The sequence below is a fragment of the Hwangdonia lutea genome, from assembly GCF_032814565.1.
Taxonomy (GTDB): domain Bacteria; phylum Bacteroidota; class Bacteroidia; order Flavobacteriales; family Flavobacteriaceae; genus Hwangdonia; species Hwangdonia lutea.
Genome location: NZ_CP136521.1, coordinates 942,557 through 957,426, shown reverse-complemented (window position 1 = coordinate 957,426; position 14,870 = coordinate 942,557). Strand labels below are relative to the sequence as shown.

Below are 14,870 nucleotides of genomic sequence, written 5' to 3'. Positions count from 1 at the left end.
TGCTGAGCGCAGTCGAAGTATGCTCAATACCTAACGCAGCAATCCGCCAAAGTAAGTTTTAAAACCCAAAGTCTGGTTAATTCAAACACAAACATCTATTTTTGAAAAAACGATTGTTATATGCGAACATTTGCAATAGGCGATATTCACGGTGGTTTAAAAGCCTTAATTCAGCTATTAAATAAAATGGAAATTAAAGATGAAGACAGGCTTATTTTTATGGGCGATTATGTTGACGGCTGGAGCGAATCTGCGCAAACTATTCAGTTTTTAATAGAATTATCTCAAAAAATAAATTGCATTTTTATAAAAGGAAACCACGATGTTTGGTGCGAAAACTGGTTGCGAGGAGAGCATGTGCCACCCGTGTGGTATATACATGGTGGAAAAGAAACGATGGATAGTTATGCCGGTTTTTCAGAAGATAAAAAAAAGAAACATTTAGCCTTTTTTGAAAGTATGCCGCTTTATTATATCGACAGTGAAAATAGATTATTCATTCACGCCGGATTTACATCCATGCACGGTGTGGAAAAAGAGGTATTTAAAGAAAATTTCTATTTCGATAGAACGCTTTGGGAAATGGCTTTAACCATGGATAATCGCATTGAAAAAGATTCAGCCTTATACCCAAACCGATTGAAGCATTACAGCGAAATTTTTATTGGGCACACCCCCACCATAAATTTTAATGTAAACGTGCCCATGCAAGCCGCAAATATTTGGAATATCGATACGGGTGCTGCATTTACTGGGAAATTATCCGGAATGAATATCGATACAAAAGTGTTTTTTCAGAGTGATAATTTACCTGCTTTATACCCCAATGAAAAGGGTAGGAACAAGAATTAACCGAGACCTGTCAGGTTTTAAAAACCTGACAGGTCTGAGCCATGAAAAAGTTTTACTCAATACTCTTAAAATCCTTTATCGCTTGATTGGGTTCCATAACATTATAACCTTGCCAAAACTCGGGGTCGTATTTTGGCAAATACGTTGGTTTGACTTTGGCTTTTTCCGTAACGCTGTTAAATGCTGTTTCGGTAATGCTTTCATTTTCAAAAACCACGAGTTCTTTTTTGGTGATGTTCGATACAATAAAATGAACATCGGTCGAAATTTCATTCTGCTTTCTCCGCCCTTTTACATGCTTGTTTTTTTCAATAATCTTTAATGGGCGTTTAATCCCGAATTTATTCCCGCTTTCAACTTCGGCATATTTTAGGGCATATTTATCGCTATTGTTTTTAGCATAAATAAAGGTGCCCTTTTTTAAATATTCACTGTAAGAAATGCCTAAGAGTCTAAAGTTCTTTAGGTTTTTTACATTCTCGTAGTCCACTCTAACAATGGCAAAATCATCCGTATTAATATATAAAACACCTTTAAAATCTTCTTTTCGTTTTGGGGTAAATGTTATTTTATAAACAAACTCACCGTTTAGAAATTGATAGTCTAAAAGCTCAAACCGGTATCTGTTTGGCTTTTCTAGAAAGTTTAAATGTGAATCCTCAAAAATAAAACTACTGGTTTCTAAATTTGCAATAGCGCGTTTTCTGTATTTTAAAAAGTTCTTTTTGCGTTCGCTTTCCTTCTTTTTTTGCTCGTCAATAAAAGCTTGGGTCTTTTCAATGTCTTCATCGGTTTTTGTGTCGCCAAAAAGCGATGAATCTATCTCTTCTTTAGTGCCGAAAATCCCCGATTTAATTTTAAAATAAGAATCTCTTTTTACGTGTTTCTTAAATATGGTGTTAAATTTTTCTTCAAGGCCTTCAAATGAGATTTCATTGTTTTTGTCATAAAGGTTTGAAGCTTTTATGATATCTAGTTTCAATCCGTTTTTAGCAAAAGGATTTTCGTATAAATCACCTAAAAGCTCTGAGTAATTACCTGAATTTTTTGGCATAATATCTAAAACACTATCCACAAATTTTTGATTGATTTCCGGTATGGTTGATTTTTTAATGTCAATGGTGTTTTTAATCATGTTATTGTGGTCAGATTGCCTGTAAAACAGCCTGCTTTTGGTGTATTCAAAATCGTAATTAGTGGCTAAGTTTTCTTGGGTTTTTTCTATGATTTCATCAACCGTATAGTTTTTGTTAGAAACCAAAACCTCGTCCAATTCAATGGATTTCTGGCGTAATACAATAATGCTATCGTTAAATTTTTCAACTGCAACACGCTTGGTTTCGTAACCCAAACAATTGATAAAAAGCGAGTCTTTTGCAGTAATTTTTTTGTTCAGATATATTTGAAACACGCCATTGTTATTACTAATAACCCCAGATTTTTTATTGAGCTCTATAGTTGCATAAGCAATGGGTTTTTGTGTGGTGGAATCAATGAGTTTGGCGTGAATGGAATTCTGCGATTGAGACCATTGAAAAACAAAAAATGTAAATAAAACTAGAAATAATTTTGACTTCATATAAAAATCTATTTGCTATAAAAGTAGACGATTATATAAGTAAAATGTAACAATTAGTTTTTTGTTAAGTAAGTTTTATCATTTTTTAACACTTACATATTTTAAGTAATATTGGTTGAGTTGATTTGGCGAAGCGCCCAACCATTTTTTTAAATGAATTGTCCAATAATGAAATTGTAAACGCCATACACCATTGGTGTTATAATGCCTCGGAGAGGTTGTGAGCCATTTTTGAACGACCACAAATTGCTTTCGAGCGTAAAGTTTGGTAATTAAATCGTTGTCTTCGTAAATTGTAAAACTCTCATCAAAACCATTAATGGTTTTAAAAAGCGATTTGGTGATAAATAAACTTTGGTCGCCACCTCTACAAGACTTTAAAGGTAACCGCGTTAATTGTCCAGCAAGTTTTAACCACCAATGATTGCTATTAAACTTCATGATAAAGCAACCTGCTTGATGGTTTTTTTCAACTTGTTGAATAATATATTTATCGAAGTTTTTAGGCGGAAAAGAATCGGCGTGCAAAAAATAAAGAATGTTTCCAGACCCGTTTTTTGCACCCAGATTCATTTGTTTGGCACGACCTTTTTGCGAGTGAATTAATTTGATGCCCGTTCGAGTAGAATTTTCGATAGAAAATTTTGTATCGAGAACTTCAATTAAGTAATCTCGATACAATTTTTCGCTATGCTCAAAATCACTCGAAGTAACATAGTTCTGTACTATTTTACAGGTCCCATCGGTACTGCCACCATCAACAATAATAATATCTGCAATGTTTTCTTTTGAAGAATTTTTGAAAAGATGATGAAGCAGATTTTCAATATTATCGGCTTCGTTTAATGTAGGTATAATAATGGAGATTTGGTACGTCATGTTTTGTTTTTAGAGACCTGTCAGGTTTTAAAAACCTGACAGGTCTAAATGTTTTTATTCATTCAAATCCCAATTATAGCTTTTATAACTTTTTTTCGCTTTCGCGGAAATTTGAACCTTTGAATATTGGTTTAAAAAATCAATCAAACTACCATTTTGTTTAAAATCTTTAGCAAACCACTGAAAAATTTTTGACAGTTTTAAACTGTTTTCAGAAATATTATTTTTTGTTGAATTGTTTAAAAAATCTTTCGTCGCTTTAATGAGTTGTGCCTCCAAATTTGCAGCCGAATAAGTCTGGTTTAATAATTTAGGACAAGACACCGAAGCACAAACAATGGCAAAATGAATGCGGGGTTCGTCCATTTTTCGTAAAATCTCATGTTCAATCTCATTCAAACTATACGGAATATTAACTGTATTCCATAGGCGTTTATCCCAAGGTTTTTTAATATCTTTTATGCTTTTTACAGGGTAATGCCTCAGAATCAAATCGATGGTCATGGCGTTGTAAGCGTTAATCCAAAAAGCCAATTTTTCTTTTTTTGAAAACGATTTAAGAGCATTGCCTGAATAAAGCGTCCCCAAGCTTTGAATGTAATTTGAAAGCTTTTTATGATTGGTTTTAAACGATTTGTAATCAACATTGCCATTTTCTGAAACGTTTTTCGCTAATAATACACCCCATAATTGATGAATTTTTACAGATTCAGTTTCCTTTATAAAAGTATCATTATCCACCTTTTTTTGACCAAAACATAATGTCGTAAAAAACAGTAAAAATAGGATGTTTATTTGATACATGATTTTGTTAAAATGATTAAAGAGCGATTATTGCTTAACAGCATCCGCCACCATCGTAATGAAACGTAGATTCTGAAAAATAAATATCATCTCTATTTAACGCTTGCAACGCTGCAGCGGTTTTGTCGCATATCGCTAAAGGTTGGTTTTTAAGTAAAACATGACCCGCTTTATCATCAAAATAATCGTCGTCGCCATAATAAATGGCCGCTTTTCCTGTAAAAACACATGGGCCATCGGCGGGCATTGGGTCTTTAATGGCGGCAACCTCAATGGATTCAATATAAATTAATTCGTCGGTTGGGTAATTTTTGGGGTCAAGAATTCTGTACGGTTTACGTGCGCGAATTTCAATGGTGCCAAAGCCCGCATCGGTTAATGCTTTTACATAATCTGCAATGGGCAAACTTCCGCTTAAACAAAGGGCCCGTAATCGTTCGTCGTTGCGTAGTTCATCATTCATGGGTTGTTCACAGGTGGGATCGCTCATTACTAAACGCCCGTGAGGTTTTAAAACACGATACATTTCTGCAATGGCTTTCTTTAAATCGTCTGCTTTAAAAATATTGAATAAGCAATTCTGAGCGGCAACATCAATACTTTGGTCTTCAACCGGAAGGTGCATCGCATCGCCTTTTTTAAGGTCTACAAATTCACTTTTAAACCATGGGTTTTGTGCTTCGGCTTCTATGAAATTTTTACGCGATGCTTCTAACATTTCATCGACAACATCAACACCAATTACACCGCCATTTTGACGATTAAAATAGGCAAACTGCAGCAATTCCATGCCGCCACCAACACCAACATAAAGCATTTTTGGGTTGTTGGTTAAATCGCGCGCATGAACCGTCGAGCCACAGCCATAGTTCATTTCCTGCATGATTTTTGGGATTTTTAATCCAGGTAATTCCCAAATAGGATTAGTGGTGCAGCACAGCCCGACATCGGGGGTTAACGCTGCTTCTTTGTACACGTTGTGTGTGGTTTCTAGGTAACTCATAATTTTGTCATTCCTGCGCAGGCAGAAATCTTATTTTAATTATTGTCTATTTTTTCTTTCTGTTCATTTTGTCTTGATACATACAGAAAGCTTTCGGGACGAACCAAAAAATCAAATTCAAGCCGTAGAATTTCTTTAATTTTCTAAGCTCTAAATTTGTTTAAAGCGTGCTAATTAATTCTTTAAAGAGCGTTATCATATTGGGTTCTGCTTTAGCAGCCATGGCAATGATTTCTGAAATATCAACAGGTTTTAGATTATCTGGGTCGCATTCATCGGTTAAAACTGACACTGCCGCTACTTTTATATTCAAATGATTGGCAACAATAATCTCGGGAACCGTACTCATTCCTACGGCATCGGCACCAATAATTTTAAGCATTCTGTATTCGGCGCGTGTTTCTAATTGCGGGCCAACAACACTGGCATAAACACCTTCGTGAAGTTCTATGTTATTGTTTTTTGCAATGGTTTTAAAGGTTGAATTGATGCCTTTATCGTACGGCGCACTCATATCCGTAAAACGTTCGCCTAAATGCTCTACACCATTAAAAGCCAATGGCGAACTGCCTTGTAAATTTATATGATCTTCAATAAGCATAAGCTCTCCTTTTTTGAAATTGAGGTTTATAGCCCCAGCTGCGTTGGAAACCAACAAGGTTTTTATGCCTAATTTTTCCATGATACGAACTGGATAGGTAACATCTTGTAGCGTGTAACCTTCGTATAAATGAAAACGGCCTTGCATAACAATAACTTTTTTTCCGGCTAAATTACCATAAACAAGTTTCCCTTTATGAAACTCGACAGTAGCGGTTGGAAAGTAAGGAATATGGTTGTAACTAGCTTCAACCAAAATATCTATTTCGTTTATAAGTTGCCCCAATCCGGTACCTAAAATAATACCAATTTCTGGGCTTTCGAATCCTTTTTCTTGAAGGTATTCAACAGTTTCGTTTATGTATTTTAACATGAATTAATATTTATGAATTTAAAAAATTTGATTAAAATTAAGAGTTTTTGGCAACAGTTGGCCATCTTTTCAATCATTTAATTGTGCTATGCGATGTTGTAATTTAATATTCGATTTGTAAAATGTTGAAGCTTGTAAATCTTCAAATGTGTCGATATCATTTAAGGGTTCAAGCAACCCGAAAGATACGGCATTTTGTTGCAATTCATTAAGAGTTACCTTTAATAAATGGGGTTGGCTCCACGGCTTATTGTCGAATATAGAATTGAACATTTTAGACATGCCAATAAGGTAATAGCCGCCATCGATGGCAGGACCAAAAACAACATCGTGGGTTTTTAAGGTTTGCAATCCGGTTTCTATATAAGAGGCGTTGATATCGGGCAAATCGGAGCCGATTAAAACGATGTTTTCATACCCATCTTCAAAACCTTTTTTAAAGGCGTTTTTCATGCGTTCGCCTAAATCCTCACCCTTTTGAATGGCTTTATATTGGTTTTTCCACTTGGATTCAATAATAGCGTCAGAAAAATAAATACGCTTATCGATTGCTATATTTTCGGTAGCTTTTTCGGTGATTTTAACCAGCTCGCTATACACCTCAAAAGCTGCTTGATTGCCAATGGTTTTGGCGAGTCGCGTTTTTACTTTACCCAATTTGATGTTTTTTACAAAAACGATAATGAGTGATTTAGTCATAAATTTTAATACCTTTTTTTAACCATTTACTCCATGCTTTATCGAAGGTATGGATGCTATCGGTTTCTTTTCCTTCGGGATTATAAACGGGGAAATCAGAGTTTTTCCATTCAAAAATGCCACCGTATAAATTGTAAATATTGGTGTAACCTGCTTTTTTGAGTTTTTCTGCAATATCTTCCGACCGAACGCCAATAGAGCAATACACGATTACCGGCTGCTGCTTACTTTTGAGTTTTTTGATGGTTTTTTTAAGATTGAAATTATCGTAACCAACAAATAGGGCGTTTTGCAAATGACTGGTTTTGTATTCTGAAAATTCACGGGCATCTAAAATAACGGCGTTTTGTTGTTTTGAAGCATTTTCCACGGTAATGTACGGGATGCTTTCTTTATTGTGTTTTTTTAAAACCTCTGCAAGTGATTCTTGGGCGAAACTAATACCTGAAAAAAATAGAAGTATGTAAAAAATTTTCTTTTTCATAACATGAGGTTCCTGCCTGCGCAGGAATTGGGTTAAGCCACAACACCTTGGCAGCTACTTCCGGCTCCGGCAGTGCAACCGTAACAGTGTTGCGAAATTACAATATTCCGGCCTTCCAAAAGTGCTTCGTTATATTCCGATATGTGATTGGCTTTGCTGTTTACGGGCAATTCCAACATTTGATTAAAATCGCAATCGTATAAGTAACCATCCCAACTAACCGATAATGTATTGGTACACATTACGTTTTCAACCGCAGCAGGATTGTAGGCTTCAACGAGCGCATACATATAATCCTCGTAATTTTCTGAGGCGATTAAATAATCTAGAAATCGTGAGATTGGTAAATTGGTAATGGCAAATAAATTATGAAACTGAATATTGAAATCTTCTTTTAGCGCTTTTTTAAAATCTTTTTCCATAGCCATTTGATCGCCCGGTAAAAAAGCACCCGACGGATTGTAAACCAAATCCAATTTTAAGTTGCTGTCTGGCATACCATAACCAACGGCGTTTAATTCTTGTAATGCTTTTATCGATTGATCGAATACACCCTCGCCACGTTGTTTGTCGGTTTTTCCACGAGTCCAATGAGGCATCGAGCTTACCACGTGCACATTGTGTTTTTTAAAGAATTCGGGTAAATCGTGATATTTTTTGTTGGCGCGAATAATGGTGAGATTGGAGCGCACAATAAAATCTGTAATACCTGCTTTGGAAGCTTCTTCGACAAACCAGCGGAAATTGGGATTCATTTCCGGGGCGCCACCGGTTAAATCTAAAGTGTGGGCGCCGGTGGTTTTAATAACATTTAAACACTGTTGCATGGTTTCGCGCGTCATGATTTCCTTGCGGTCTGGACCCGCATCAACATGACAGTGCTCGCAAACTTGATTGCACATATAGCCCACGTTTATTTGTAGGATTTCCAGTTTTTTGGCTTTAAGCGGATACTGATTGGTTTCGGCAATTTTAGCTTTAAAGGTTGGCAGTTCGCCGTTTTTAAAAATACCGTTGGATAGGATTTCCAGTTGCCGATTGCTTTGTGCTAAATCGCTTTGGCGTTTATGTAAGGATTGTGTTTTTGTCATATTATTTTTTTTCTGTTCATTTTGCCTTGATGCAAAACGAACCAAAAAATCAAGTTCAAGCCGAGGAATTTTTCATTCCGATTTGAAAACTCCGCGTCGAACTATCGTTCTCCTGTTCTCGGAGCTTTTCTTTATCTATTCTGCGCCTTGACGATCAATTCTCTGAATTGATTTGGGGCTTGACTTTTTGTTAAATTGTTTTTATTTCGAATATGTTTTTTATTTTTTTAGACACTTTACAAATATATGCTCTGACTGTGAACTGGTTACTACCAACTGCAAACTGCCCCCGCGTTAGGGATTGAACGGTGTGTTTGAGCTCGCCGACGATAGGAGGAAGCGAGTAGTGAAAGCCCGACCCTTGTGGTAACGCCCAAAAAATTAACCGTCCAGTTTATTTACTTTGTTCATCATTTGCACGCCGTGAACTAAGGTGGCTCCGCTTTTTATGGCTGCACCAACGTGTATGGCTTCCATCATTTCTTCTTTGGTTATACCGCGTTGTAGGCCGTCTTTGGAGTAGGCATCAATGCAATATGGGCATTGCTCGGTGTGTGAAACGGCAAGCGCAATTAACGATTTTTCTCGAGCCGTGAGCGCACTGTCTTTAAAGACCGAATTGTAATAATCGAAAAATTTGGCACCCAATTCTTCGTTCCATTCGGTGATGTTTCCAAATTTTTTAAGGTCTGCTGGGTCGTAATAGGTTTTAGACATAGTTTTTTTGTTATGTGTTGTGTTAAGTAGACGAAAACATTCGCTAAAGTTTACAGTAAATTTAGTTAAATTATTGCTGGTTTGTTTTGGGTTTAAACATAGTGATATTATAAGATACCATCCGTTAAAAAAGTCTTATTTTTATTCGCATTTTTATTTTTATGTTAAACTGGATTGATTTACTGAAAGATTATAAAGATAAGCGGGAAGCTGTGGCTTTAATTACCGTTACCCATTGCCTGGGCTCGACTCCTTGTGTGGTTGGTGCTAGAATGATTGTAGCCAAAAACAAGGAAATCCATGGGACTATTGGTGGTGGAAAATTGGAATTTAATGCTATTGACGAGGCGATTATTGCCATTAATGAAAATAGAATTATCACATCTAACTACACTTTAGGACCTGAATTTGAGCAATGCTGCGGCGGAAAAGTGGAATTAATTATTGAACCTATGAACCAATATCCGAAATTATTTGTGTTTGGCGCGGGACACATTGGTGTTGAAATTTGTAATATGATGGAAAACACACCTTTTGAAGTGCATTTAATTGATTCGCGAGCCAATTGGTTCTCTAAAATTCCATTGAAAGCTCACGTGAATAAACATGAAACAAAATTAAACGATTTTAAAACCTTTAAGGATGCGGTGCAATGGGGAAACCAAAGTTATGTGTTGGTGTTAACGCACGACCATAAACTGGATTTTGATATTATTGCGATGGCCTTAAAACAAAAAACCAAGTTTTTAGGCTTAATTGGCAGTAAAACCAAGCGTGTACGATTTAACAATTTGCTTATTAAGGAGATGCATATTAAAGAAGGTATGAGTAATGTGGTTTGCCCTATTGGACTAGAGCTTGGAGGGAATTCGCCCAAAGAAATTGCCATTAGTGTTGTGGCGCAACTCATTCAAATACACTATAAAGGTTTACCCGAAGAAGGTTTCGCTTAATGCATAGTAAATAGCCATAATTGCTGAAAAAATGGCACTTCCCAAAAATCGCCATTTGTGTTTAAATCGGTTTTGAATGATATAATTGGCAATAAAAGAAATGAGTATGTTTGCTGAAAACGACCAAAAGGCGATTTCTAAAAGATTCCAGCCAATGGTATCGAATGCGCCGGAAAATAACTTGATAAACAACAAATGCCTTGCCACCCAAAGCGGATTAAAATACATTATTGCTAATAAAGTTTTGGTTAGTGTTGCTTTTATGCCTTTTAGGTTTTGTGTTTTCTTTACAATCCAATCAAAATAATTGGGGATTTCGAATGCGTAAAAGGTAGCGCCAACAAGCATCATTCCGAGTAATCGAGATAACGAAAACTCATCAATTAAAAGTGCTGCAATGGAATCGCCGGCGCTGTAAATCAATGCGCCTTTTATAATGTTTTGTTTTTTGTAGTGTAGTGCGATAGGTTTTTATTTTATAATAATACCTTTCAGGTTTTAAAAACCTGAAAGGATAAATTGCGATACTAATTTAACTCTATTTTTTATACAGACCCATGAGTACTTTTTCGGGTGTTATTGGGGCATGGAATTTAAGTTTATAATTTGGGTTAAACGCTTTAATGGCATTCTGAATTGCAAAATAAGCCCCAATGCCGTACATTAATGGCGGTTCGCCAACAGCCTTCGATTTTAAGATGGCCAACTCATGGCCTTTAGTTTCCAAAGGAACGGTTTCAACCGTTTTTGGAACAGAAAAAATATCTGGAACTTTATAGGTTGATAATGCATTTGAAAGCAATCGACCCTCGTCATTGTACGCGATTTCTTCCATCGTCATCCAACCGATGCCTTGTGCCAGCGCACCTTCAACTTGCCCCAAATCAATGGCTTTGTTCATGCTTTTACCGTAGTCGTGCACAATTTTAACAGCGTCAAATTCGTAAGTACCGCGCGTACAATCAACCGTAGTTGTAATAATAGCTGTTCCGTAAACATGATAGGCGAAAGGATGCCCTTTTTCTTTGGATTTATCAAAATGAATTTCGGGTGTGGCGTAGTGTGCGTTTTCGGTTAAAGCGACACGTTTTAGCATGGTTTTGCTGATGAGTTCCGTCCACGATAAATCTGATTTTTTATTATTTACATACACGAATTCATCTTTTAATTCAATGTGTTCTTCTGAAACATTTAAGTCTTCAGAAGCCACTTTTTTCAAACGGTCAAGTAAAGCGCGACAAGCTTTTAAGGTAGCTTTTCCATTTAAATCCGCCGTAGAGCTTGCCGCAGAAGGCGAGGTGTTGGCCACCCGGGTAGTGTTGGTGGTTTCAATTTTGATGTTTTCAATAGGAATAGAAAATACCTGTGCTGCAATCTGCATGATTTTGGTATTAACACCTTGGCCCATTTCAACAGCGGCTGTACTAATGCCAACACTTCCGTCCAGATAAATATGAACCAAAGCACGCGCATGATTCATGGGGGTGTTGGTAAACGAAATGCCGAAACAAATAGGCATCAGCGCTATGCCTTTTTTGAAGTTTGAATTGTTTGCGTTGAAATTTTCAACTTCCTTTTCCAAAGCTTCAATATTGTAAATCGATTTCGCCGAATTCCAAGCGTTTTTAGCTTCTACTTGTTTGGCAATTTGTCCGTACGAAAACGTGTCGTTTTCTCGAAGCAAATTAATTTCTTGAATTTTATGCGCCGAAACACCAATTTCATAAGCGGCATGGGCAATAGCAGATTCTATAACAAACATGCCTTGTGGTCCGCCAAAACCGCGAAAAGCTGTGTTTGGCGGCAAATTGGTTTTGCAGCTTAAAACGGTTGTGCTAACATTTGGCACAAAATAACTGTTGGTAGCATGAAATAAAGTGCGTTCGGCAATGGCTGGCGATAAATCGGCAGCAGCTCCAGAATTTTGCAGAAACTCAGCCTCGTAAGCCAAAATTTTCAGGTCTTTGGATAGACCTATTTTATAGCTGCTTTCATAAGGGTGACGCTTACCGGTCATGCGTAAATCGTCGTGTCGGTTCAATATTAATTTTACCGATTGATTCAAATGGAAAGTGGCCAAAGCAGCCATAACAGCCCAAGGTGTAGCTTGGTCTTCTTTTCCGCCAAAACCACCTCCAAGTCGTGTAACGTCCACTTCAATTTTGTGCATGGCAACACCTAAAACCTGAGCAGCTGTTTTTTGAACAGCCGTGGGGCCTTGGGTGGATGAAGTGATTTTTATATTACCATTTTCCAAGGGTTCGGCATAGGCGCCTTGTGCTTCGATGTACAAATGTTCTTGTCCGTTTGAGAAGGTTTCACCCTCAAAAACATAGTCACATTCAGTAAAAGCTTTTTCGGTATCGCCTAAACTGAAAGTGCGCGGAGCATTTATAAAACTGCCTTTTGTTTTGGCTTGTTTCGCGGTTGTGATTACCGGTAAATCTTCAATTTCAATTTTTATTAATGCTCTAGCTTGTCGTGCAATAAACTCAGATTCGGCAACAATTAACGCGATGGGCATGCCCCAAAAATGCACCTCGTTTTCGGCAAATAAAGGCTCGTCTGGAATAATGCCACCAATTTGGTTTTTTCCGGGAATGTCTTTGTAGGTAAAAATGCGCTCCACACCATCCAATGCTTCCGCTTTGGAATAATCAATATGTTTTATTGTTCCGTGTGCTTTTGGCGCATCGAAAACCACGGCGTGAAAGGTGCCTTGTCTGATATTCACATCATCAACATACAACGATTCACCACGAAGGTGTGTGTACGAATCCAAGTTTTTTATGCTTAGTTTTAAAGCAACTTCAACCTGCGTTTTTTTAAAATCTAAACTGCTATTTGATTTATTTTTATGCATGTTGAACAAAGTCGTTTAAAGTGAATTGCTTTGGAAATAACTCGGTGAAATGTGCAAAGAATAACTGTCTTGCCAACAAGCGCTTATAATCGCTCGAACCACGAACATCGCTAATTGGAGAAATTTCGCTTTGAAGCATCTCGTTAGCTTTTAAAATAGTTTCTGTAGCTAAAGATTTTCCAGTTAAAAACTGAGAGGTGTCGTGTAAATACTTCGGAATGGCAGCCACCCCACCAACGGACACATGTGCCTCTGAAATGGTGTTGTTTTCAACTGAAATATGAATGGCGGCATTTACTGTGGCAATATCCAAATGGGTGCGTTTACAGACTTTTTCGAAATTAAAAAACGAATGTGAAGTTGGAAGTTTAAAACGAATTTCTTTTATTAGTTCAGCTTCATTTAAATCATATTTTTTGTAATCTGTATAGAAATTTTTAAGCGGAATACTGCGTTCATTTCCGTTTTCATTTACAATGATTATATCGCTGTTTAAAGCTAAAAAAAAGATGGTCATATCGCCAATGGGCGAGGCGTTAACCAAGTTTCCGCCAAAGGAAGCCATATTTCTAATTTGCTCCGAAGACACCAATTTTAAATGTTTTTTTAGATTGGGAAAATAGCGGTTTGCTTCACCGTGATTCCATAAATCAGAAACGGTTGAATTGGTTCCGATGGTACAAATACCCTCGTCTATTTTTATGCCTTTAAACTCATTTTTTTCAAAAATAAGGTGCACCGCATTGTCAATTAAATTATCGGCTTGTTGCACGTATAAATCGGTTCCGCCAGCAATGTATTTGCCTTTGGGTTGATTTATTTTTTCAGCTTTTAAAGCTTTTAAGCGCTTCGGGATATCTTTAAAATATTCAGGAATAAAGTCGTTTTCAATTAACCAATTAAATGAATTTTTATCCGTATTCCCCAATTTATCGCACACATGTTGGGCTGCTTTTTCAATAGATTTATAACCTGTGCATCGGCAAATGTTTCCGCCAATGGCATCTAAAGCGGTGTGGTGATTTTTTTCGGAATTCGACAAGGCAAAACCCGTTAGCGCTACCACGAATCCCGGAATGCAAAATCCGCATTGCGTTGCATAATGGTCTTTCATGGCCAATTGCACAGCGGTTAGTTTTTTTGTCAGGTTTGTGCCCTCAACCGTTACAATGTGTTTGCCATGGGCGTTCCCCAACGGCGAAATACACGACGTAATGCTTTGGTAGTTTATGGTGTCATTCTCCAAAGTGCCAACTAAAACGGTGCACGCACCACAATCGCCTTCGCGACAGCCAATTTTTGTGCCTGTTAAGCGTTGTTGGTAGCGCACAAAATCGAGCAATGTCATTCCAGAATTTGCCGATGTTTTTATGGTTTTGTTATTGAGAATGAATTGAATCATTAATATGCTGTTTTATCTTCTTTTTCGATCCATTTTTTAAAAGCTTCTAAAGCCTTTTCGCGTGCTAGTTGCTCAAAAGGAATGCTTCGTTTTTCATAAGGCAAAGGGATTTCTTTATAGATAAACTCATCATCAAAACCAATATTTGCCGCGTCAATTTGACTGCTTCCAAAATATACTTTCTCGGGTCGCGCCCAATAAATAGCGCCCAAACACATCGGACAGGGTTCGCAAGAGGTGTAAATTTCGCAGCCTTCCAATTGAAACGAGCCTAAGTTTTTACAGGCATCTCTAATGGCCGTAACTTCGGCATGTGCCGTGGGGTCGTTGGTAGATGTGACTTTGTTGTTGCCTCTTCCAACAATTTCGCCATCTTTAACAATAACGCATCCAAAAGGGCCACCTTCATTATTTTGCATGCCTTTAAGTGCTGCATTTACAGCCTCGAGCATGAATTTTTCTTTCTTTAATGTATTCATTTTATTCTTTTATTTCAGGATAAATAAGCAGACTAATATACAATTTTTAAAACCTTAATTGAAGCAGATATTAATGAAGCGAATTAAACTTT

Annotated in this window: 15 protein-coding genes; 2 read left to right on the top strand and 13 right to left on the bottom strand. The window is 37.1% G+C overall.

The features are described from left to right. Positions 1–120: 120 nt before the first annotated feature. Positions 121–852 (top strand): metallophosphoesterase family protein, encoded by a 732-nt coding sequence (locus tag RNZ46_RS04115; RefSeq protein ID WP_316984107.1) that lies wholly within the window; start codon positions 121–123, stop codon positions 850–852. A 52-nt stretch (positions 853–904) separates the two neighbouring features. Here the strand turns inward: RNZ46_RS04115 and RNZ46_RS04110 are convergent, their stop codons facing one another. The 9 genes from RNZ46_RS04110 to RNZ46_RS04070 all read right to left on the bottom strand — a co-directional run bounded on the left by RNZ46_RS04110 (position 905) and on the right by RNZ46_RS04070 (position 9,081). Next, entirely contained in the window at positions 905–2,431 is a 1,527-nt protein-coding gene (locus RNZ46_RS04110) for a carboxypeptidase-like regulatory domain-containing protein (RefSeq protein ID WP_316984106.1), read from the bottom strand. 78 nt (positions 2,432–2,509) lie between these two features. Continuing rightward, on the bottom strand, positions 2,510–3,310 hold the full coding sequence (locus RNZ46_RS04105) for a TIGR04283 family arsenosugar biosynthesis glycosyltransferase (protein WP_316984105.1): 801 nt from the start codon (positions 3,308–3,310) through the stop codon (positions 2,510–2,512). Positions 3,311–3,364: 54 nt separating this feature from the next. Next, entirely contained in the window at positions 3,365–4,051 is a 687-nt protein-coding gene (locus RNZ46_RS04100; protein WP_316984104.1) for a DUF547 domain-containing protein, read from the bottom strand. Between the two features lie 97 nt (positions 4,052–4,148). Continuing rightward, a complete protein-coding gene (arsM, locus tag RNZ46_RS04095) occupies positions 4,149–5,117 on the bottom strand; it encodes an arsenosugar biosynthesis arsenite methyltransferase ArsM (RefSeq protein ID WP_316984103.1) in 969 nt (322 codons plus the stop codon). A gap of 160 nt (positions 5,118–5,277) precedes the next feature. Next, positions 5,278–6,090 (bottom strand): purine-nucleoside phosphorylase, encoded by an 813-nt coding sequence (locus tag RNZ46_RS04090; RefSeq protein ID WP_316984102.1) that lies wholly within the window; start codon positions 6,088–6,090, stop codon positions 5,278–5,280. Positions 6,091–6,159: 69 nt separating this feature from the next. Next, positions 6,160–6,789 carry a TIGR04282 family arsenosugar biosynthesis glycosyltransferase gene (locus tag RNZ46_RS04085; RefSeq protein ID WP_316984101.1) on the bottom strand — a complete coding sequence of 210 codons (630 nt, stop codon included), beginning with the start codon at positions 6,787–6,789 and terminating at the stop codon, positions 6,160–6,162. After that, positions 6,782–7,273, bottom strand: a complete 492-nt coding sequence (locus RNZ46_RS04080) for a rhodanese-like domain-containing protein (RefSeq protein WP_316984100.1) — start codon at positions 7,271–7,273, stop codon at positions 6,782–6,784. Before RNZ46_RS04080 ends, RNZ46_RS04085 begins: the two co-directional genes overlap by 8 nt. Positions 7,274–7,305: 32 nt before the next feature. Continuing rightward, on the bottom strand, positions 7,306–8,364 hold the full coding sequence (gene arsS, locus RNZ46_RS04075; RefSeq protein ID WP_316984099.1) for an arsenosugar biosynthesis radical SAM (seleno)protein ArsS: 1,059 nt from the start codon (positions 8,362–8,364) through the stop codon (positions 7,306–7,308). A gap of 381 nt (positions 8,365–8,745) precedes the next feature. Further along, positions 8,746–9,081, bottom strand: coding sequence for an arsenosugar biosynthesis-associated peroxidase-like protein (locus tag RNZ46_RS04070; RefSeq protein ID WP_316984098.1), 336 nt, complete (start codon positions 9,079–9,081; stop codon positions 8,746–8,748). 161 nt (positions 9,082–9,242) lie between these two features. Here RNZ46_RS04070 and xdhC point away from each other — a divergent pair, with 161 nt between their 5' ends. Then, positions 9,243–10,034 carry a xanthine dehydrogenase accessory protein XdhC gene (xdhC, locus tag RNZ46_RS04065; RefSeq protein ID WP_316984097.1) on the top strand — a complete coding sequence of 264 codons (792 nt, stop codon included), beginning with the start codon at positions 9,243–9,245 and terminating at the stop codon, positions 10,032–10,034. Here the strand turns inward: xdhC and RNZ46_RS04060 are convergent. The 4 genes from RNZ46_RS04060 to RNZ46_RS04045 form a co-directional block, all read right to left on the bottom strand. Beyond that, the gene (locus RNZ46_RS04060; protein ID WP_316984096.1) at positions 10,011–10,457 is read right to left on the bottom strand and encodes a hypothetical protein; all 447 of its coding nucleotides are present in this window, start codon (positions 10,455–10,457) and stop codon (positions 10,011–10,013) included. The two genes, xdhC and RNZ46_RS04060, sit on opposite strands and share 24 nt — an antisense overlap. Before the next feature lie 115 nt (positions 10,458–10,572). Further along, a complete protein-coding gene (locus tag RNZ46_RS04055) occupies positions 10,573–12,897 on the bottom strand; it encodes a xanthine dehydrogenase molybdopterin binding subunit (RefSeq protein ID WP_316984095.1) in 2,325 nt (774 codons plus the stop codon). Beyond that, a complete protein-coding gene (locus tag RNZ46_RS04050) occupies positions 12,890–14,299 on the bottom strand; it encodes an FAD binding domain-containing protein (RefSeq protein WP_316984094.1) in 1,410 nt (469 codons plus the stop codon). Before RNZ46_RS04050 ends, RNZ46_RS04055 begins: the two co-directional genes overlap by 8 nt. Then, positions 14,299–14,778 carry a nucleoside deaminase gene (locus RNZ46_RS04045; protein ID WP_316984093.1) on the bottom strand — a complete coding sequence of 160 codons (480 nt, stop codon included), beginning with the start codon at positions 14,776–14,778 and terminating at the stop codon, positions 14,299–14,301. The genes RNZ46_RS04050 and RNZ46_RS04045 overlap by 1 nt, the downstream gene beginning before the upstream one ends. Between the last annotated feature and the right edge of the window lie 92 nt (positions 14,779–14,870).

What these genes read in the sequence shown, in the direction of transcription:
- RNZ46_RS04105 (WP_316984105.1), bottom strand. Translation starts at nt 3,310, where the DNA reads ATGACGTACCAAATCTCCATTATTATACCTACATTAAACGAAGCCGAT.
- RNZ46_RS04045 (WP_316984093.1), bottom strand. Translation starts at nt 14,778, where the DNA reads ATGAATACATTAAAGAAAGAAAAATTCATGCTCGAGGCTGTAAATGCA.
- arsM (WP_316984103.1), bottom strand. Translation starts at nt 5,117, where the DNA reads ATGAGTTACCTAGAAACCACACACAACGTGTACAAAGAAGCAGCGTTA.
- RNZ46_RS04090 (WP_316984102.1), bottom strand. Translation starts at nt 6,090, where the DNA reads ATGTTAAAATACATAAACGAAACTGTTGAATACCTTCAAGAAAAAGGA.
- RNZ46_RS04085 (WP_316984101.1), bottom strand. Translation starts at nt 6,789, where the DNA reads ATGACTAAATCACTCATTATCGTTTTTGTAAAAAACATCAAATTGGGT.
- RNZ46_RS04080 (WP_316984100.1), bottom strand. Translation starts at nt 7,273, where the DNA reads ATGAAAAAGAAAATTTTTTACATACTTCTATTTTTTTCAGGTATTAGT.
- arsS (WP_316984099.1), bottom strand. Translation starts at nt 8,364, where the DNA reads ATGACAAAAACACAATCCTTACATAAACGCCAAAGCGATTTAGCACAA.
- xdhC (WP_316984097.1), top strand. Translation starts at nt 9,243, where the DNA reads ATGTTAAACTGGATTGATTTACTGAAAGATTATAAAGATAAGCGGGAA.
- RNZ46_RS04115 (WP_316984107.1), top strand. Translation starts at nt 121, where the DNA reads ATGCGAACATTTGCAATAGGCGATATTCACGGTGGTTTAAAAGCCTTA.
- RNZ46_RS04110 (WP_316984106.1), bottom strand. Translation starts at nt 2,431, where the DNA reads ATGAAGTCAAAATTATTTCTAGTTTTATTTACATTTTTTGTTTTTCAA.
- RNZ46_RS04055 (WP_316984095.1), bottom strand. Translation starts at nt 12,897, where the DNA reads ATGCATAAAAATAAATCAAATAGCAGTTTAGATTTTAAAAAAACGCAG.
- RNZ46_RS04050 (WP_316984094.1), bottom strand. Translation starts at nt 14,299, where the DNA reads ATGATTCAATTCATTCTCAATAACAAAACCATAAAAACATCGGCAAAT.
- RNZ46_RS04070 (WP_316984098.1), bottom strand. Translation starts at nt 9,081, where the DNA reads ATGTCTAAAACCTATTACGACCCAGCAGACCTTAAAAAATTTGGAAAC.